The 19,682-nt window shown below is 48.1% G+C and carries 15 protein-coding genes; 8 read left to right on the top strand and 7 right to left on the bottom strand.

What is annotated here, in order from left to right; all coding sequences use genetic code 11:
* Nucleotides 1-184 precede the first annotated feature (184 nt).
* The 5 genes from BTV99_RS00910 (at nucleotide 185) to BTV99_RS00890 (ending at nucleotide 7,485) form a co-directional block, all read left to right on the top strand.
* Complete coding sequence (locus tag BTV99_RS00910) at nucleotides 185-565, top strand: RidA family protein (RefSeq protein WP_075100471.1); 381 nt, start codon at nucleotides 185-187, stop codon at nucleotides 563-565.
* A 218-nt stretch (nucleotides 566-783) separates the two neighbouring features.
* Entirely contained in the window at nucleotides 784-3,066 is a 2,283-nt protein-coding gene (locus tag BTV99_RS00905) for a primosomal protein N' (RefSeq protein WP_075100470.1), read from the top strand.
* A gap of 307 nt (nucleotides 3,067-3,373) precedes the next feature.
* Complete coding sequence (locus tag BTV99_RS00900) at nucleotides 3,374-4,558, top strand: cation diffusion facilitator family transporter (RefSeq protein WP_075100469.1); 1,185 nt, start codon at nucleotides 3,374-3,376, stop codon at nucleotides 4,556-4,558.
* Between the two features lie 262 nt (nucleotides 4,559-4,820).
* A complete protein-coding gene (locus BTV99_RS00895) occupies nucleotides 4,821-5,525 on the top strand; it encodes a hypothetical protein (RefSeq protein ID WP_075100468.1) in 705 nt (234 codons plus the stop codon).
* A gap of 73 nt (nucleotides 5,526-5,598) precedes the next feature.
* Entirely contained in the window at nucleotides 5,599-7,485 is a 1,887-nt protein-coding gene (locus tag BTV99_RS00890; RefSeq protein ID WP_075100467.1) for a monovalent cation:proton antiporter-2 (CPA2) family protein, read from the top strand.
* Between the two features lie 110 nt (nucleotides 7,486-7,595).
* On the opposite strand, the gene BTV99_RS00885 is transcribed toward BTV99_RS00890, so the two are convergent.
* Entirely contained in the window at nucleotides 7,596-8,525 is a 930-nt protein-coding gene (locus tag BTV99_RS00885) for a DUF2628 domain-containing protein (protein WP_075100466.1), read from the bottom strand.
* Nucleotides 8,526-8,911: 386 nt separating this feature from the next.
* On the opposite strand from BTV99_RS00885, the gene trmB reads away from it, so the two are divergent.
* From trmB to BTV99_RS00870, 3 genes are all read left to right on the top strand, one after another.
* On the top strand, nucleotides 8,912-9,634 hold the full coding sequence (trmB, locus tag BTV99_RS00880; protein ID WP_372046328.1) for a tRNA (guanosine(46)-N7)-methyltransferase TrmB: 723 nt from the start codon (nucleotides 8,912-8,914) through the stop codon (nucleotides 9,632-9,634).
* Between the two features lie 1,096 nt (nucleotides 9,635-10,730).
* Nucleotides 10,731-11,789 carry a recombinase RecA gene (gene recA / locus BTV99_RS00875; RefSeq protein ID WP_075100464.1) on the top strand — a complete coding sequence of 353 codons (1,059 nt, stop codon included), beginning with the start codon at nucleotides 10,731-10,733 and terminating at the stop codon, nucleotides 11,787-11,789.
* 30 nt (nucleotides 11,790-11,819) lie between these two features.
* Nucleotides 11,820-12,872, top strand: coding sequence for a regulatory protein RecX (locus tag BTV99_RS00870; protein WP_075100463.1), 1,053 nt, complete (start codon nucleotides 11,820-11,822; stop codon nucleotides 12,870-12,872).
* Nucleotides 12,873-12,901: 29 nt separating this feature from the next.
* Here the strand turns inward: BTV99_RS00870 and BTV99_RS00865 are convergent, their stop codons facing one another.
* From BTV99_RS00865 to ftsH, 6 genes are all read right to left on the bottom strand, one after another.
* On the bottom strand, nucleotides 12,902-14,359 hold the full coding sequence (locus BTV99_RS00865) for an anion permease (protein WP_075100462.1): 1,458 nt from the start codon (nucleotides 14,357-14,359) through the stop codon (nucleotides 12,902-12,904).
* 227 nt (nucleotides 14,360-14,586) lie between these two features.
* Nucleotides 14,587-15,297, bottom strand: coding sequence for a YidB family protein (locus BTV99_RS00860; RefSeq protein WP_075100461.1), 711 nt, complete (start codon nucleotides 15,295-15,297; stop codon nucleotides 14,587-14,589).
* A gap of 406 nt (nucleotides 15,298-15,703) precedes the next feature.
* Nucleotides 15,704-16,162, bottom strand: coding sequence for a hypothetical protein (locus BTV99_RS00855; RefSeq protein WP_075100460.1), 459 nt, complete (start codon nucleotides 16,160-16,162; stop codon nucleotides 15,704-15,706).
* A gap of 37 nt (nucleotides 16,163-16,199) precedes the next feature.
* Nucleotides 16,200-16,490 (bottom strand): succinate dehydrogenase assembly factor 2, encoded by a 291-nt coding sequence (locus tag BTV99_RS00850; protein ID WP_075100459.1) that lies wholly within the window; start codon nucleotides 16,488-16,490, stop codon nucleotides 16,200-16,202.
* Between the two features lie 28 nt (nucleotides 16,491-16,518).
* Nucleotides 16,519-17,466, bottom strand: a complete 948-nt coding sequence (folP, locus tag BTV99_RS00845) for a dihydropteroate synthase (protein ID WP_075100458.1) — start codon at nucleotides 17,464-17,466, stop codon at nucleotides 16,519-16,521.
* Between the two features lie 196 nt (nucleotides 17,467-17,662).
* Nucleotides 17,663-19,558, bottom strand: a complete 1,896-nt coding sequence (gene ftsH / locus BTV99_RS00840) for an ATP-dependent zinc metalloprotease FtsH (RefSeq protein ID WP_075100457.1) — start codon at nucleotides 19,556-19,558, stop codon at nucleotides 17,663-17,665.
* Nucleotides 19,559-19,682 lie beyond the last annotated feature (124 nt).

Genomic DNA, 19,682 nt, shown 5'->3' with positions numbered 1-19,682 from the left:
ACGATCGCACAAGCAGCTTTTGACGACGCGGCAAATTATAAAACGCGGCGCGATGCTCAGAGGTTTTTAGAAAGCAGTAAACAATGCTAAACTGGACAGCTTGCAGCAAGACAGTACAGGCTGCCACTGTATGCTCAAAACCCAACTGACAAACCCATCTAACAACAGATAACAAGGATATCCTATGACTCGTCAAACCATCCAAACAGACAAAGCACCTGCCGCCGTTGGCACTTACTCACAAGCCGTCAAAGTTGGCAACACTGTCTATGTCTCAGGTCAGCTGGGTTTTGACCCAGACACCATGGAGCTAAAAGAAGGCTTTGAAGCACAAGCCAAGCAAGTATTTGCCAACCTAAAAGCCGTCTGTGAAGCCGCTGGCGGTAGCTTAAGTGACGTGGTGAAGTTCAACGTTTCTTTGACCGATCTAAGCGACTTTGCCGTGCTCAACGATGTGTTTGCCGCCAACCTAAGCGAGCCATACCCAGCGCGCGCGGCGGTACAAGTCGCCGCGTTGCCAAAGGGCGGCGTGGTTGAGATCGAAGCCATCATGTATATTGAGTAAGCTTGCCACTCATATCTGTGTTGTAACGATAAGCTTAGCACCCTGCTAAGCTTATTGGTTTTTAACAGTGAATAGCTGAATAGAGTCTATTAAACATTCAAATATTTTTGGTTAATGCGGCGTTATTTCGACTTTAATGTCCTAATACTGTCTATGCCGACCATGTAAATCATCGTCTGTGGCAATGATACTTCTCTAATAAGACGGCGACGCCTTTTATGTTGGTACAAGTTGCTCTACCTGTGCCCCTTTACCGGGTATTTGACTATCGCCTGCCAGCAGCTACGCAGGCCACCCCAACCGCTGAGCCTAGCGCGCGTCCAGCAATCGGTAGCCGTGTCGAAGTTCCTTTCGGTCGGCAGACACTTATCGGTATCGTGGTTGCTCATATCGCTGCCGCCGATAGCAGCGTACCACTAAATAAGCTCAAATCTATCTATCGATGCTTGGATGACGAGCCTATCCTAAACGCTACGATGCTAAAGCTTGCTTACTGGCTGGCACGCTACTATCACTATCCACTGGGCGATGTGTTTGGCGTGATCCTGCCGGCACTGGTGCGTCAAGGCAAGCCACTTGATCTTTTGATCACGCACTGGCGCATACTGCCGAACATCACTGATGACGACTTTCATCCCAATGCCAAAAAACAAAAACAGCAGTTTGATATGCTCAAATTGCACGGCGAGCGCGGTGCCAGCGAAGACGTTTTATTATTAGAAGGCATGCAGCGGCCTTTTTTAAAAACACTGGAAGAAAAAGGACTCATCGAGCGCTATATCGAGCCAAAACAAGCACCGACGCCTGTCAAACTGGCCAAACTGCCACTTGATCTCAATGACGAGCAGCAACAGGCGGTTAGCACCATCATCGCCGCTCACAAAGCTGGCCGTTATACTGGTTTTTTATTAAACGGTATTACTGGTAGCGGTAAGACCGAAGTGTATTTACAAGTCATGCAAGCGGTACTTGAAGCGGGCAAACAGGTTTTGATTTTGGTGCCAGAGATTGGCTTGACACCGCAGACGCGCGCCCGTTTTGCCAGCCGTTTTGCCGCAGATATCGTGCTGCTACACTCTGGCATGAACAACACCCACCGCCTGCAGGGCTGGCAAGACTGCCGTACAGGACACGCCCAAATCATCATTGGTACACGCTCAGCAGTGCTCTATCCTTTTGCCGATTTAGGGTTGATTGTCGTTGACGAGGCACATGATGGCTCGTATAAGCAGCAAGACACCCTGCGCTACCACGCCGCAGATGTCGCGCTTTATCGCGGCGTGCAATACAACATCCCCGTCATACTCGGTACCGCCACCCCTTCGCTTGAGCATCTAAAACTGGTCGATGATGGCAAACTGGTAGAATGTCAGCTATCGACACGGCCAGGCAATGCCAAGCCTGCGCCCATGCAGCTTATCGATGCGCGTCTGCAAAGTACGCACCAGCAGACAACGGATGACGGCGCCCGCTACGATACTGGACTGACAGACGCCATGATTGGGGCAATACGGCAAACCCTAGAAGCTGGCGATCAGGTGCTGGTGTTTTTAAATCGGCGCGGCTACGCACCTGTTTTATTGTGCGAAGCTTGCGGCTGGCAAGCAGATTGTCCACGCTGTGATGCGCATTTAACAGTACACTATAGCCGCCAAAACAGCAGTAACGCCTATCTCAAATGCCACCACTGCGACTGGCAAGCTTATATTCCAGCGGTGTGCCCTGACTGCGGCAGTCAAAACTTGGATGCCAAAGGTATAGGCACGACCAGGCTTAGCGAAAATTTGCACGCGATTTTTGCCAATCCGCAAACCAGCAAAGTCCTATACCCGATCATTCAAATCGATCGTGATACCACAAGGCGCAAAGACAGCTGGGAAAATATTTATCAGCGTATCAATCAAGGTGATCCTGCTATCTTGGTTGGCACGCAGATGGTCGCCAAAGGCCATCACTTTCCAAACGTTACTTTGGTGTGCTTACCCAACGCCGATCGCGGCTTTTTGTCCGCGGATTTTCGCTCGCCTGAGCATACCGCGCAGTTGATGATTCAGGTCGCCGGTCGGGCAGGACGCGGAGACAAAGCAGGACGTGTGTTAATCCAAACGCTACAGCCTGACAACGCGCTACTGCTAAAGCTGGTAAAAGACGGCTACCTATCATTTGCGCGGGATCTACTACAAGAGCGCAAAATGATGGGACTGCCGCCTTATACCCATGCCGCGCTGATTCGCTGCGAAGGCAAAACCCTAGCCGCCACCATGCAAGCGCTCAAAGATGCCATCGCTATCTTGCCCAGTAACCACAATTTGGCCGTGCTCGGGCCCATCGATGCGCCCATGAGCAAAAAAAACAGCCGCTACCATGCCCAGCTACTCCTCATTGCCAAAGAGCGCGGACAGCTCCACCAAGTACTAAGCCACTGGTGGCAACCCGTATTGGCGCTACCTAGCGCTAAATATCTAAAACTCACTTTAGATATCGACCCTGTCGGCTGGTAGGCTGACACCTCAAACTTATCACCGTTTCCTCTTATTGTTCTTAGGCTCCTAAACGTATAGTCAATTCAAAATAACATGGTGATAAACTGAAGAGTGCTACTGGAATGAATGTTGCGCAGCCTCTGTGATAACAGTACGCAAGAAAAATTCATACCAGTAGCACGATGTCATTTTTGCAGTGAATCGACTATAGCTTACTGGCTGCATTTTTACCTCGTCGTTACAGCTTCTAATACTCGACTATGTTAGATTTATGGTTAATCCTTGAAGTTATTTACCATAAGTCTTAATAAATTTGAGTAACGTTATGAGTCAAGAAGATCCCAGTCATAAGCAAAATAAGCATTTACCTCCAAGTGAGCCTATTGATGTCTATAAAAACAACGATAGTAACTATACTGCTGGCAATCAAGACGCTCATGATCATGACACTCACTTAGAGCAAAACACCGCGCCAAGAGATACCAAAGGCTATCAGCGTACGTTACTGATTAGCTTTGTGATCATCACAGGCTATATGTTTATCGAGGCGATTGGTGGCTTACTGACAGGCAGCTTGGCGTTACTCTCTGATGCCGGTCACATGCTCAGCGACGCCATCGCCCTTGGTGCGACGTTGATGGCATTTAAAATCGGCGAAAAAGCCGCCACCCATCAAAAGACCTTTGGCTATAAACGCTTTGAGATTATCGTGGCCACCGTCAATGGTGCGACGCTAGTAATTATCGCCTTGATGATTTTTTATGAAGCGATCAAACGTTTTAACTCACCGCCAGAGATTGCCACCCAAGGTATGTTAATCGTCGCCACCATCGGTATGCTGGTTAATATCTTGGTCGCTTGGCTGATGCATCGTGGTAGTAGCGGCAGCGATGGGCACGCCCACAGCCATGGAGCAAATGAAGACAAAGCAAATAAAGACCATATAAAAGCCAAAAGTGCTGACCCAAAAGAGCCTGTCAACCTCAATATGCAAAGCGCTTACTTGCATGTATTAAGTGATTTGATGGGCTCAGTGGCCGCTATTGTCGCTGCGTTACTGATGATGGGGTTTGGCTGGGTTTGGGCCGATGCCGCAGCGTCGGTGATCGTCGCCATACTTATCTTAGTAAGTGGTTACCGAGTTGTACGTGATTCGGTACATATCTTGATGGAGGGCACGCCAGAAGGCATATCACTGGTGGATGTCGAAGACAAGCTGCTTGCCCATCCACAAGTAAAACAAGTCCACGACCTGCATATTTGGAGCATCACCAGCGGGCTAAATGCGCTATCTTGCCATGTGGTGGTCGATGGAGATATGAGAATCTCGGATGCCAGCGTATTGATTGCCAATCTTGAGCAAGGTTTGCTTGCGCTTGGTATTCATCACGCCACCATTCAGGTTGAGAGCTTGTCACACCCGCAGACCGGCACCCATAGCGATGCATTGGTCTGCGACATATCAGAGCAGCAAAGCTCTGCGAATAGCCATATCGGGCACAGTCACTAGGGCGTGCCCTCCATTTAATCGACAGTCACCTAAATGGGTTAAAAATAGCTCACTCTGCTTATCACCTACCCATCACCTTCAACCTACCACCGCCAACCCATCTCAACAATTTCTAGCAAAACTTTACTTATCCTATTTAAAAAAATCCTTTTACTGGCGTTTATATGGTTATAATAATTATAAACTGCTATTTACTGATTGATTTGCCATGGCAGATAAACTGACTTGTATTTTTTAACCGATTCCTTGACGATGTGATCTTATGTCTAGACGTTCCGCGCCCTTTGTCGCCCCAGACTATATTGACAACCCAACGTCAAAAGAGGGCAAAAAACACGCCAAAGTTTTGCTATCGACGCTGCAAGACGATATTGCTCAGTTTCGTGACGAGCAGTTTCCACCTGATATCTTGCGTCAGATCCGCGACATGCCTATTTATGAAGGTAACTTAGCAGAGGTGCAGGCCTACCAGCAGCGTTGGCAGCCCCTACTTGAGCGCGCGATGGCTTTTTATCCTGCAGCCAACCTACCGCCTGATTATCTGCCACTGCCAGCCAGCCTCGAGATACCGCAGTTTATTTATCATGTGCAGCGCCTGCATCTGACCAAAACCCGAGCCAAAGAATCCAAAAGCTTTGGCTCGGTCGGTGCCCTGACTGATAAATGCGGCGATTATAGTGCCGAGGAGACTGCGCGCATGTCAGCAGTATTTGATAACGATGACGAGGCAAGATTAGTGGCGCATCGTGAGTTTATTGACCTACGTGCTTATGTGTTTTGCCGCGATAGTAAGGGTGAGATGATGGAGCCTGAGCGCGTACGCTTTTATCGTACCGGTCTTATCGTCCATGCGTTGCCTGATTTTAAAGTCGTCGATAGCAGACAGACCCCGCGTAAACGCCGTAACGATGCTTACAACAACCCCATCGCCGACAATGGCGTTTGGAAAATTTACCGCAAAAAATAACGCAGGTTTCTGATGTTTTTCTGACCACGTTTTTTATTATGTCTTTGACCTTGCCACTATTTAAGGATACCAGATGTTCGCTGCCGCCGCCGGCTCACCAAATTTGATGTTACAAGCTACAATTTTTTTAGGAGCAGCGCTGCTGTTTGTACCCCTTGGTAAACGATTTGGTATCGCGACAGTTTTAGGGTATCTCATTACTGGTTTGATTTTGGGGCCGAGCGGCTTGGATGTGGCAGGTGACGCTGAGAGCTTGCTGCATTTCTCTGAATTTGGCGTGGTCATGCTGCTATTTATCATTGGCCTTGAGCTACAACCATCGCGGCTTTGGGCACTACGGCGCTCCATCTTTGTCCTCGGTGGTTTGCAAGTTGGCCTCACTGGCATGCTGCTAATGTGGCTTTTGCACCAGTTTTTTTCTTTGGCATTAGATACTGCCTTTATCGTCGGTTTTGGCCTTGCACTCTCCTCCACCGCTTTTGTCTTACAGATACTGACCGAAAAGCAGCAGCTCTCTAGCACCCATGGCCGTGAAGCCTTTACTATTTTATTGTTTCAAGACATCGCCGTCATTCCTTTATTGGCGGTCATTCCGTTTTTGTCAGGGGTGCGCGAGCAAAGCTACGACCTGCTGTATTTTGGTAAAGTGTTTGCCGTATTTGCGGGTCTGATTTTTGCCAGCCGTTATGTGGTACGTCCATTTTTTAAGTTTGTGGCCTCCAGTGGCGCCTCTGAGCTGCTCACGGCGGTGGCGCTTTTCATTGTGATGGGCGTGTCGATTTTGATGGGTCAGATTGGTCTATCAATGGCACTAGGCGCGTTTTTGACGGGCGTATTGCTGGCCGACTCTGAATATCGTCACGAGCTCGAAGCCAGTATCGAGCCGTTTAAAGGCTTGCTTTTGGGCTTGTTTTTTATGTCGGTTGGCATGCTCACAGACGTCAAGCTTATCTTAGCGGAGCCTATTTTTATTATTGGCTGCGCCATTGCGCTGATGGTGATTAAGTTTGCCGTGATTACCGCCATCGCCAAAGTCTCAGGCAATCGCTGGCCGACCAGTATTAGGCTGGGCGTGACACTGGCACAAGGCGGTGAATTCGCCTTTGTCCTCTTTAGCGTGGCAAGCGCCCAAAACGTCTTGCGCCCTGAACTTGCCAATACCTTAAACCTCATCGTCACCATCTCTATGGCGCTCACACCATTGGCGTTTTTATTGCTAGAAAAAATCGGCGAGCCATTATTTGCCAAAAGCAAGCCCAGCCGTGAGTACGATGCGATTCCTGATCATGAGCATCAAGTCATCATTGCAGGGTTTGGCCGTGTCGGGCAGATTATCGGGCGCGTACTGCGCATGCACAATATCGAATTTACCGCCATTGAACGCTCAGCCAACCGTGTCGATTTCGTGCGTAAATTTGGTAACCAAGTCTATTACGGCGACCCAAAAAACCCTGAAATCCTCCGCGCTGCTGGCATCAAAAAAGCACGGGTGTTTATATTGGCGATTGACGATTTGGAACGCTCTATCACCACCGCCCAGTATTTGCGCAAAAACTATCCCGATATGATCGTCCTAGCACGAGCGCGGGATCGTCAGCATTATTATCGCTTGCGTGAAGTAGGCGTACGTCATATTTGGCGCGAGACTTACCTGTCGTCGTTAGATATGTCACGCGAGTCGCTACAGCTGCTGGGCATCTCTCCAGAAAAAGCCCGAGAAACGGTGCAGACATTCCGTGATTACGATGATGACTTGATTGAGCGCCAGCAAGCCATTTATGGCGACGAAGCCAGCCTGATCGAGTCGGCGCAGTCAGCCATGGCAGAGCTTGAGAGTCTATTTGATGAAGATATCGATAAAGCGCGCAAGATGGATTTGACTGACTTTTATGAGGCACTAAAGAGTCAAGCAACGCCTGTCGATGACCAAGATGCCAGCGCCGCTGATTCTAAACCCTAAAGCACTGTCATTATAAACTATTGTCACTCTAAAACATTGTCCTTGACGACTTTGACGACATTGACTGGGATACACGCTCGATAGCACCCCCTTGCTTCGATATCGATGCATCAATCAGCTAGGCAGCTTTTTGGGGCTTGTTTTTTATTGAGTGAGCTGGTGCAAGCCCAATCATCACTATCTGGCAGATGATAAAAAACCAAGGTCTGATCATTGAGGTAGCGTACTGGAAAGCTGACGTTTTGAATGGTCGCAATGATGGCGCAGTCGGTATTGGTCACCCCTGGCGCTTGGGCGGCGATATGCATGCGCACCTGTTGATCCTCGGTACTAAGCGGCAGATGCACAGGACACTGCCCAGTCTGCTGATAGATCAGCGCCACCCGATTTTGGGCGTTTTTGGCGATATCATAAGTATCAAACAGCACCGCGTTTTCTTTTGGTTTGGCAACGATAGGCAAAAACTGCACCTTAATCACCAGTAGCGCAAATGCAAAAAACCCAAAGCCAAGCCCCAAACCAAACAAGCTCACGCCGCCTTCTTTTTTTAGGTGCGCCTTTTGCGCCTCCTCATCACGCGGATGGTCATTGATAGCATCCGCAATCTCACGACGCGCCATACGATAATAATAGGCATCCGTCCAGCGCGCCACCATAAACGACCAAAACAGCCAAATAGCCGCGGCAATACCGATACGGGTGGCCATCTGATACGCATCAGGGACATAAGACATCGCCACAAACTCAAACGCCACCAAGACCAGCGCCACATTAAGCTGAATAAACGACCAACCCGCCACACTATAGACAATGGCGTCCATATAGCGCTTGCGGTATAGCAGCCAAGGAAAAGTGATGAAAAATGCCGCCCAGTGCCATTTGGGCGACAAATACCCTTGCTCATCAAATTCCTCAAAGCGTTTTAGATAATAACGCTGGCTACGATGGCCAATAAACCATTTGTCCAGCTGCCTGCGCTTGGCTGCTGTGAGCTGTTCTTGATAAAACGGCGGTGGCGAATCCGTTTCGATAAATAACATGAGAGTACGCTCTAAGTTTTAAAAAATATCAATCGTTATTATATGATAACGCCAACTGCCCTGTATAGAAAACCCGTGTACACCGATTTGACGTCTTTCGATACTTTAATACTCTTTATCATCTCGATAGTCTTTACTATCGCTTTTGATGTCACATCTATTCTCATCTCCTATAACCGTATAAAACCGCTAAAAACGTATTGCACATTCACAGTCGCAGCAATATCACTTATAATGACGCCATCTCACTCACCTAATGAAGCACTGCCCATCTTATGAGTCAACATCCTGATAGTAATGACAATCTCACCAGTACGCCAACCACTGATGAGCAAACCTTAACCAACGTCGACACAGCAAGCGCTGACATTGATGACAACCAAAGCATGCCTACCGCGGACAAACACATTCGTATCGTCAATACCTTTATGAAACGACGTACACACATGAACAAAAACGCCGAGCTGGCGTTGACCGCGCCCGAGTTCGCCGATTATTTGGTCAATAACAGCTTTGGCGATGGCGACTTAACAGGCATCCATGACTTGCGCGCGCTATTTGCCGATAGCCCAAATGGCAGTGACGCACCGCTGACCTTAGAGATTGGGTTTGGCTTGGGCGACTCGTTCATCGAGATGGCCGCCGCAGAGCCGGCGCGCAACTTTGTCGGCATCGAAGTCCATGAGCCAGGCATTGGCAAATGCGCCTATATGGCCGGCACCCAAGGCTTGCGTAACGTCAAAATAATCAATGGTGACGCCATCCAACTACTCAAACAGCTACCAGAAAACCATATCGACCGTATTCAGCTGTACTTCCCTGACCCATGGCAAAAAAAGCGCCACTATAAGCGCCGCTTTGTCAGTCCTGAACGCATGGCGATTGTGACACGCAGCCTAACCCAAGGCGGCTGGTTTCATACCGCCACTGACTGGGAGCATTATGCTTTTTGGATGCTGGAGGTACTAGACAACTTTGCTGGCCTCACCAACCAAGCAGGTGCAGGCAACTTTATTGACAGACCAGACTTTCGTCCAATGACCAAATTTGAGCGCCGCGGCATCGCGCGTGGTCATGGCGTTTGGGATTTGATTTATAGCAAAGACTAACACCAAACGATTAGAAATCTACTCTTAGATAAAGAGCGATAAAGGCGGCTAACAGATTAGCCGCCTTTTTTATGCGCGGCGCTTTGCCAGCGAAGACGATCAAGAGCGCGGCGGAATGTGACCGATACAGCGGATAAAAACGCGCCTTAACACGGCCGACTAAGTATAAAAAGCTTGCCATACGGTCAACTCAGCGATTCTTGCGACCATTTTGACGGTTTTATTTTTATAACAATAAATATTTTATGGTGTGAAACATCGGCGACACAGACTAATTTTTTGAGAAAAACACACACGTGACATCACAAAATCTGCTTTGATCTTTAAGAAGTCGTAACAAGCGATTTGCGCAAACATTGATGTTACAAGGGCTTGGTGAGTTCTCCCCATAAGCTGTGGATAACCCTGTGTATAAGTCAGCACTTGACAAGCATTTTCCTAGATATATTAAAGGGTCAGGTAAAATCGTTCATTTTTTGTACAATTTAAAAACCTTTAAAAATCAACAATTTACGCTTATAGAGAGAAGCTAAAAATTTATTTCTTATATTTTTTAGAAAAATCGAAATCAGAGCCGATGTTTCACAATCAGCGAATTTTTACCGAAGATATATTGTGGACAACTGCAAACCCTATTGACAAACAATACCATTTTCCTATCCAAAATACTTGCTAATTTTGCCAATATTTATATAACTCTAAAAATAATATGCATGCGACAACCGATGTCGTTTAGCATACCTTCACCCTTAGTATGCTATCTAGATTTTGTTATAATATCCTTATCCAATCAACCATACATCCCTAACGCTTAGATAAATGAACAAACGCCTTAATAATGAGAAGGCGCTGCTTGCACAAGGGGTTATATCAAACTTTTATTTACTTTTATCCGTCATTAATTTTACTGTATAGTAGAATGATTGCACTCTCGACATCATCGATACGACATCTTATTCGTCTTGCTAGACACTGGCCGTTGCCTACCATTTGGGGAGCCGTCGGTATATATGGCCCGTAACCTTCCTATTACCCGTATTTTATCTATCATCGAATTTATCGTTTTACACTAATGATTGAAGACAAGGAATCCAGTATGGACGACAATAAAGCCAAAGCTCTCAAAGCCGCACTTGGTCAAATCGAAAAACAATTTGGTAAAAATACCATCATGCAACTAGGCGATGACTCTGCAGTCCTCGATGCCGATGTGGTCTCGACAGGCTCGCTAGGACTAGATATCGCGCTTGGTATTGGCGGCTTGCCAAAAGGCCGTATCATTGAGATTTATGGACCAGAGAGCTCAGGTAAAACCACCATGACGCTACAAGCAATCGCTGAGTGTCAAAAACAAGGCGGTACTTGTGCCTTTATCGATGCCGAGCATGCGCTTGATCCGGTTTATGCGCGTAAGCTTGGGGTCAATACAGATGACCTACTGCTCTCTCAGCCTGATAACGGTGAGCAGGCGTTGGAGATTACCGATATGCTGGTACGCTCAGGAGCGGTCGATATGATCGTGGTCGACTCCGTCGCCGCACTCACGCCGCGCGCTGAGATTGAAGGCGAGATGGGCGACTCACACATGGGTCTACAAGCCCGCTTGATGAGCCAAGCGCTGCGTAAGATCACAGGTAATGCCAAACGCTCTAACTGTATGGTGGTGTTTATCAACCAGATCCGTATGAAAATCGGCGTGATGTTTGGTAGCCCAGAAACCACAACCGGTGGTAATGCGCTGAAATTCTATGCCTCAGTACGTATGGATATTCGCCGTATCGGGGCGGTCAAAAACGGTGATGAAATCATCGGCAACCAAACCCGTGTCAAGGTCATCAAAAACAAAATGGCACCACCCTTCCGCCAAGCTGAGTTTGAAATCACTTATGGCGAAGGCACCAATCACCTAGCAGAAGTCATCGACTTAGGTGTCGAAATTGGCGCTGTGGGTAAAGCAGGCTCTTGGTATAGCTATGGCGATGAAAAAATCGGCCAGGGTAAAGCCAACTCTGTGCTTTTCTTAAAAGAAAACCCTAGTATTGCCCAAGAAATCGAAGATAAGATCCGTGAAGAAAAGCTTGGTAGCAAAAAAGACGCCAAAGACACTGACGCCTCTCAAAAAGATGAAAGCCTAGCGCCTGAGCCAGTACAATAACGGCACGCTTATTTATCGTTATGATTGATTATGAACATTAAAACCTTAGCTGAAATACTCGCTGAATCGGACGCCGACTCAGCGAGCGCCCCTACTAGCAAGCCCAAAAAAATCTCTAAAACCTCCCAAACACCCAAAGCGCTCAGATCGCCTCATGCAGCACATGTCGATAAAAATACGTCTCAGAAGTCGGCGTCTACAGCCAAACGTAAAAGACGTGAAAAACGCTTTCATCCAGCCGCGAGCTATAGCCCTGAACCTAACGACGCACCTGCGTATCAGCCACCAAAAGCGCAAAGTATCAAAGAGATGCTGGCCGAGGTAAAGCATCATATTCATGGTCATTCGGACGATAGCGCCTCTACCAACACCGCTGATAGCGATGCACGTATAGAGGGTGTAGATTATTTAGAGAGCACAGAAGGCTCAGCGCCACTGCTTGGCCCTAAAGCCGTCCATCGTTACGATACAGACGCGCAAGCGGACAACTTACCTGCTGCTCTAAAAGCGTACCTTCGCACCCCTGAACAAAGGCAAGCCGAGATTGACGCTATCAAGGCAGAGAGTCGCCTGCGCTGGCTGGCTTTTTATTATCTGTCGCGCCGTGAGTACGGTAAAGCAGAGCTAAAGCAAAAACTGCTCGATAAGGAGCAAGACCCAGACAAGATTGATGCCTTACTCGATGAGTTTGAGAAAAAAGGCTATCAAAGTGATTACCGCACCACCCTCATGCTCATCCGTGAAAACATCCGTAAAGGACGGGGTCGCGGCCGCATCAAGCAAGCATTTTATCAAAAAAAAATAGTCATGCCAGACAACATCGATGAGCTGATCGATATGGCAAATGCAGAGTCTGAGGAATTTAGCGAATTTGTCGAGGATGGTGATGACAATCTGGTCGAAGGCGTTGACTGGCTAAAGCTGGCGGTGACCGCTCGCACCAAAAAATACGGCAATACCTTGCCCCGTGAGCCAAAAGACAAGGCTCGTCAATTACGGTTTTTGCAGTATAGAGGCTTTAAAAGTGACATCTGCTTTGCCGCCCTTGACTACACACTTGAGACATTAGATGAGCGATTTTAACCGTGACTCATCTAACACTCAGATACCTATTAATAATAGCCAAGCACTTTCCACCATATCATACCTGCCCCTATCCAAATCACCAGATTGACCACACTCATAATAGCGCCGATGCCCCACCACTCTTTTAAGGTCACATACCCTGAGTTAAAGATGACGGGGGCGGTGCCGGTCGCATAATGGGTGAGGGTCATCATAATGTTGCCCGCTGCTGCCAAAATCAGCGCATATAGCATGGGCGGCGCTCCTAAGCTCAGCCCGACGGCATAAAAGGCGGCAAATAAAGCGGTGATATGCGCAGTCGTACTTGCAAAGAAGTAATGAATGTATAAATACACCAGCGTCAAAATCGCCACGGCACCTACCCAGCCCAGACCTGTCGTACCAATCATCGCTTCGATATTGTCAGAAAACCAGCGGATCAAGCCAAGCTCATTCAGATAAGCGGCCATCATAATCAAGGCACCAAACCAGATGATGGTATCCCAAGCAGATTTTTCTTTGAGAATATCCTCCCACGTTAGCACTCCAGTCAATATCAAGGTCGTCAGACCGATAAAAGCTGTCGTCGTGGCATCGACGCTGTATTGCTCACCCAATAGCAGCGCCGGGATATTGGCCCAGAGTAGTAGCATCAGGCCAAACACACCGAGCATGATTTTTTCTTGGCGGCTGATGCTACCCATGTCTGCTAGATTGTCTTTTGCAAAGCCTTTAGCGTCGGGTGTGACTTTGACATCAGGTGGATAGATCAGATAAATCACCAAGGGCATCACCACCAAGCACAGAATGCCCGGCACAAACATCGCTACCGCCCACGTTGTCCACGACAGCTGAATGTTGCCGCCTGTGGCTTTATTTACCAGGTCTACCACTAAAGGGTTGGGCGCGGTCGCGGTGATAAACATCCCTGAGGTAATCGGATTGGCGTGGTAATTGACCATTGCCAGATAGCGACCAATTTTATTTTGCGTGCCTTCCTCTGGCGTTGAATGAAAGCTTTGGGCGATAGATTTCATAATAGGATGAATAATACCGCCACCACGCGCGGTATTCGACGGCGTGATAGGCGCTATCATCAGCTCAGCCGCCGTCAATGAGTACGCGACTCCGATGGTTTTTTTGCCAAAGATAGAAATAAAATAATAAGCAATGCGGCGACCAAGACCGGTTTTGATAAGGCCGCGCGATATCATTACTGCGATACCAATCAACCATATCAGCGGGCTTGAATAGCTAGAGAGCGCATCATTGATGGCTTGTTTTGGGCTGTCACTGGTCACACCCGTCAAAGCCACGAGCGTCACGGCGATGACCGCTATCGCCCCGATGGGTAACACTTTACCAATAATGGCAACGATGGTGGCGATAAATAAAGCCAGCATGTGCCATGCTTCAGGAGTGACGCCCGTCGGTACAGGAATGACAAACCAGATGATAAGACCTACGACGATGGCAATAGCGGCTTGGATCGGCTTAAACGGCATGCGTCAGTATCCTATGCAGTGGCTGATACCCTCATCTTATAAGATTACCGGCACTGTTGTGCATTTGTTCACCATTTTTAACATATCTATGTAGCATGTATTGTTGAAGTCCTCACAACAAAAAAGAGCACGCTATACAAACGTGCTCTTTTGGCCGCTATCAGCTGTCTGCGTAAGTAGCGGCAGACTACACAGCTAAAGGTAGCTATAACACAAACATGGGGCCATTATCGTAAAGTGCCTAAACGGTTGGATAACTGGCTGATGATTTGATCAATCTCTTCGTTAGCCTCCGCTTCGGTATCCAAGTTACCTTGGGGGGTAAGCTGATTTACGACTTCAGGTAGCAGCTCTGCAATGCCTTGGCGCACCTCGGCTTCGTTGGCACCAGTATGCGCTGCCACTTGTTGAATCTCACTTTCATCAAACAACCGATTGACATCGTTTGGATCGAGGTTTTCGTTGTCTTGCTGATTGCTCATCCAAGAGCGTGCTTGGTTTTCATAGCCCATGCCCGTGATTTTGGATAATGCACCGCTCAGACCACCATTACGCTTGATCCAGCTAAGCACCATGGGCATAAGCGCGGCGATAAGCATGCCTTTACCGCCAAAGCCGCTTTGACTGCGCTGACCACCCAGTACGCTTCCTAAGATATCACCCAAACCACCAGCGCCTGCGCTGACACCACCACGCTGCGCGCCGCCAGTAAGACCGCCGATGATATCATCTAGGCCAAAGCCATTATCTGGCTGACGATCGTGTTGACGCGGATTATAGCCACCTGCCTGACTGCCTCCCAGCACGCTTCCTAAGATATTACCCAGACCGCCCGTCCGCCTTGTATCAGCCCGCTGATTGACTGGGTTATGCTGGGCGTCGGCAGGATTCATGGCTTGACGAGCCACCTGACTGACTAAATTCCCTAATAAACTCATATTTTTCTCCTTTTTTATCATTATCGTGGTCTAGCACAGTGTTTTTTAGCCGTTATTTGTCGGTAGCCATTTTTTAACGCCGCTGCCTCACAACATACATTATCACCATAATTTTTATAACCATACTTTCTACAACAGCGTTGTTAGTTGTTATAGTCAACGCACTCTAAAAAAAACATAGCACTACTGGTATAAATTTTACTTGCATGCTGCGTCTCCAGAGGCTGCGAAAAATTCATCCCAGTAGCGCTATAACACTTTTAAAGTGTATCGACTATAGTTAGTTGTCAATTAATAGTGACATTAATATAGCAAGCTTTTTCGCTGATCGAGATAGGTATTTTGTTATGACATGTAGGCGCTTGTAAGCCTACACATCGCTACCAAGGGAAAAGAAGATAAGTATTTAGACCGTATTGCCCGTGCTCATATTGGCCAAAACATTTAGCTCTCGCCACTGCTCGGGGCTGACTTGATCGCGAAAAACTGTCACGGCCAACGAACGATGATAAGGCTCGATGATATCAAATTCAAAACTGAGCGCCCACTCAAAACGGTGAATGGCTTGTAGATTTGCCAACCATAAGCCCTCCCCCTGCGCCGTACGCATCAACAGCTGCCAGTGTCGATCAAGGCGCTGACTCACTGGCGGCTGGCTTAGATGTAGCAGGATCGGCCGCGATACGGTCAAATAACCAACCACGGCGGCTGCCACCACTAAGACCAGCGCGTACTGCCAAAGCGCTAAAGACGCCAATAAACCAAGCCCTATCATGATGCTTGCTAAGCTCAGATATAACAGCAAGCGCAATCGGCTCCTAGGCTCGATAGCAGTATCAATACGCAGGGCAGTTATCGAATCCATGATATCGCGGTAATCTCATAATGGGTGTGGTAGCGAATTAGGGCATCAACTCTTTGGTATGACGCCATGTTTTAATTTTATTGACCAGCGCCCAGATATCGTCGCTCTCTGGGCGGTTTTGGCTGGTAAAATAATCCAATAAATCTGGGTCTTCATGGGTGAGCATTTCGGCAAAGGTCGCCTGTTCAGCAGCATCTGCGGTCAAATACCGCTCTTTGACGTAAGGATCGATATAAAAATCCAGCTCTTTTAGGCCGCGACGAGCTTGATAGATGACGCGGCGCTGCTCATTGGTTGGCTCAGGTTGCTTGTTTGCAGATATGCTCATAGGAAACGCCTCATAGCTAGTAGGTACATTATTTAGTAGATTGATAGTGATGGTTGTTGGTCGTAATGACAGAGGTTTGATGATACTCGGTTAATTGCTGCCAGAGCGCGGCCGCTTGCTGCATCATCGCTACATTATGAGTACGGATGATACTCGCGCCTTGCTGCAATGCCAACAATCCAGCCGCCGTACCGATCGCATCACGCTCGCTGGCTTGCGTAGTGGCAACTGCTGGTACACCGCTCTTAGTGAGTACCTGTGCCAAAAAACGCTTACGCGAGATACCAAACATCAATGGCAAACCAAGCGTTTGTAACTTATCAAGCTGGGTCAATAGTGCACAATGATGCTCGTAATCTTTTGCAAAACCAAAGCCTGGATCGATGATGAGGTTTTCACGCTTCACGCCAGCACAGGTCACCTCTTTAATACGAGCAAGCAGCTCGCGACTGACATCACCGATTACCTCGTCATATTGCGCCAACTCATTCATGGTCGTGGGCTCGCCGCGCATGTGCATCAGCATCACCGGTATATCAAGTGCTGCTGCTAATTGGGCTGCACCCTCACGTCTGAGCGCGCGTACATCATTCCAAATATCAGCGCCTGCATCAAACGCTGCTTGCATCACCGTCGGGCTACTGGTATCGATCGACAGCCAAATATCCTGACCCATCTCACCTAACTGCTGACGAATGGCTGTCACCACTGGCACCACACGCTGCACTTCTTCATCCGTCGCTACAGGCGCGGCATTTGGACGGGTAGATTCGCCGCCGATATCGATAATCGTCGCCCCTTCATTTATCAGCTGTTTACAATGCTGCAGCGCTTTATCTACCGCGGTAAACTGACCACCATCTGAAAACGAGTCTGGCGTCACATTTAATATTCCCATCACCTGCGGCTGCGATAGATCCAAAACTTTGTTGCGGCTGCGAATGCGATAAGTCGGTAAAGGCTGAAACAATGACATAGGCCATCCATTATCAATAAAAGGAGCTAAAAAAGGGGAATCGGTATTGGCGATCGTTTGCTTATGATACCAGTAAATCCCATACGGTTCTAAATTCTGAATAAAATACGAGCCATAAAAAAGCCCTTTATCAAAAAGGGCTTTTTAACTTAAACAGTGATCTGCCAGCGGTCTTTTACAATTTTACTTGCTTGCTCTACATCGCTGGTAATGGCGGCGGTGTCGGACCCGTGGTTTTAACGTCATTTTTTGACAAGTTCACTTCGTTGGGCTGATACACTCTTGGTGGACGTGGCTCTTCACCTGCCAAAATGTCTTGCAACTGATCCCGATCGATGGTTTCCCACTTCATCAAGGCATCGACCATCGCATGCATCTTGTCTTGGTTGGCTTCGATCAGCTCGCGAGCGATATCATATTGCTCTTCTAACATGCGGCGCACTTCTTCATCGACCTTTTGCTGTGTGGCCTCTGAAATCGTACGGCTGCTAGAGCCAAAATAACCTTGTGAGCTGTCTTCATCTTCATACACCATGATACCTAGCGCATCAGACATACCATACTTAGTGACCATCGCTCGTGCCATTTTGGTAGCACGCTCAAAGTCATTGGACGCGCCCGTTGACATCTGATTGATAAAGACTTCTTCAGCGATACGGCCACCGAATAAAATAGCAATATCATTGAGCATTTTTGACTTATACATGCTGGTCTGGTCATGCTCAGGTAGCTGCCAAGTCACACCAAGGGCAAATCCGCGCGGCATGATTGTTACTTTATGCACAGGGTCGGTACCTGGTAGTAGCTCAGCAACCAAGGCATGTCCTGCTTCATGATAAGCAGTAGCACGGCGCTCTTCTTCGCGTATCACCATCGATTTGCGCTCAGGACCCATATACAGCTTGTCCTTTGCGTCCTCAAAGTCATTCATATCGACGCTGGTTTTGTTGCGACGGGCGGCAAATAGTGCCGCTTCGTTGACCAAGTTGGCCAGCTGGGCACCACTAAAGCCAGGCGTACCACGCGCAAGAGAGCTGGCATCGACACCGATAGTATTCGGCAATTTACGCAAATGTACTTTCAAAATCTGCTCACGACCTTTGATATCGGGTAAGCCTACTTGTACCTGACGGTCAAAACGACCTGGACGCAGTAGCGCTTTATCAAGTACATCAGCGCGGTTGGTCGCGGCAATCACGATCACGCCTTCGTTACCTTCAAAGCCGTCCATCTCAACCAATAGTTGGTTCAATGTCTGCTCACGCTCATCATTACCGCCGCCCATACCAGAGCCACGGTGGCGACCAACGGCATCGATCTCATCGATAAAGATGATACAAGGGGCACTCTTTTTCGCTTGCTCAAACATATCGCGCACACGTGAGGCACCCACACCGACAAACATCTCGACAAAGTCAGACCCTGAAATAGAGAAGAACGGTACTTTGGCTTCACCAGCGATGGCACGCGCCAATAGCGTCTTACCCGTACCAGGCGGTCCAACCATCAAAATACCGCGTGGGATGGTCGCACCTAGCTTGGTAAACTTGTCTGGGTCGCGCAAGAAGTCAACGACCTCGACCACTTCTTCTTTGGCCTCTTCACAGCCTGCGACATCCTCAAAATTGACGTTGATTTGATCTTCGGTGAGCATTTTGGCTTTTGATTTACCAAAGCTCATCGGACCACCGCCCTTGCCGCCAGCGCCGCCTTGCATATTACGCATAAAGAATAAAAACAGACCAATAATCAATAAAATTGGGAAACTGGCTATCAGCAATTGCATCAAGACGCTTTGGCGTTTCGGAGCAGTTCCTTGAACTTCAACCTGATTTTCACGCAACAGCGGCATCAGCTCGTCGTCTGACACAGCGGGTCTAATGGTCTCAAAAGATGAGCCATTTTTCTTTTCACCGGTGATTTGTTCGCCGTCGATTTCAACACTGGCTACCTGATTTTCTGACACCGCGGTCACAAACTCAGAGTAGTTAAGGTTATCCGGCTCAGAGGATTGATCAAAGCCGCTAAACACCAGCACCAAAATGCCGATTACCACCAGCCACAATAAGGTATTTTTTACCATGTCGCTCACTAGTTATTCCCATCCCTTACTTATTGGTGTGTTTACTAAACACGTGACGTCCATAAACGTTTGGCTCATTTGACGATATATAAATCTCAACGAGCGTATCGGGCGTTTATTATCAGACGACTTT

The sequence above is a fragment of the Psychrobacter sp. Rd 27.2 genome, from assembly GCF_001921755.1.
GTDB classification, from domain to species: domain Bacteria; phylum Pseudomonadota; class Gammaproteobacteria; order Pseudomonadales; family Moraxellaceae; genus Psychrobacter; species Psychrobacter celer.
The sequence above is the reverse complement of the archived record's forward strand: the minus strand, read 5'-3'. Positions and strand labels throughout refer to the sequence as shown.

Excerpts from the sequence above, each read along its gene's own strand:
- BTV99_RS00885 (WP_075100466.1), bottom strand. The coding sequence starts at position 8,525 with ATGTTATTTATCGAAACGGATTCGCCACCGCCGTTTTATCAAGAACAG.
- BTV99_RS00865 (WP_075100462.1), bottom strand. The coding sequence starts at position 14,359 with ATGCCGTTTAAGCCGATCCAAGCCGCTATTGCCATCGTCGTAGGTCTT.
- BTV99_RS00870 (WP_075100463.1), top strand. The coding sequence starts at position 11,820 with ATGAACATTAAAACCTTAGCTGAAATACTCGCTGAATCGGACGCCGAC.
- folP (WP_075100458.1), bottom strand. The coding sequence starts at position 17,466 with ATGTCATTGTTTCAGCCTTTACCGACTTATCGCATTCGCAGCCGCAAC.
- BTV99_RS00860 (WP_075100461.1), bottom strand. The coding sequence starts at position 15,297 with ATGAGTTTATTAGGGAATTTAGTCAGTCAGGTGGCTCGTCAAGCCATG.
- BTV99_RS00850 (WP_075100459.1), bottom strand. The coding sequence starts at position 16,490 with ATGAGCATATCTGCAAACAAGCAACCTGAGCCAACCAATGAGCAGCGC.
- BTV99_RS00895 (WP_075100468.1), top strand. The coding sequence starts at position 4,821 with ATGTCTAGACGTTCCGCGCCCTTTGTCGCCCCAGACTATATTGACAAC.
- recA (WP_075100464.1), top strand. The coding sequence starts at position 10,731 with ATGGACGACAATAAAGCCAAAGCTCTCAAAGCCGCACTTGGTCAAATC.
- BTV99_RS00855 (WP_075100460.1), bottom strand. The coding sequence starts at position 16,162 with ATGGATTCGATAACTGCCCTGCGTATTGATACTGCTATCGAGCCTAGG.
- BTV99_RS00905 (WP_075100470.1), top strand. The coding sequence starts at position 784 with ATGTTGGTACAAGTTGCTCTACCTGTGCCCCTTTACCGGGTATTTGAC.
- trmB (WP_372046328.1), top strand. The coding sequence starts at position 8,912 with ATGCCTACCGCGGACAAACACATTCGTATCGTCAATACCTTTATGAAA.
- BTV99_RS00890 (WP_075100467.1), top strand. The coding sequence starts at position 5,599 with ATGTTCGCTGCCGCCGCCGGCTCACCAAATTTGATGTTACAAGCTACA.
- BTV99_RS00900 (WP_075100469.1), top strand. The coding sequence starts at position 3,374 with ATGAGTCAAGAAGATCCCAGTCATAAGCAAAATAAGCATTTACCTCCA.
- BTV99_RS00910 (WP_075100471.1), top strand. The coding sequence starts at position 185 with ATGACTCGTCAAACCATCCAAACAGACAAAGCACCTGCCGCCGTTGGC.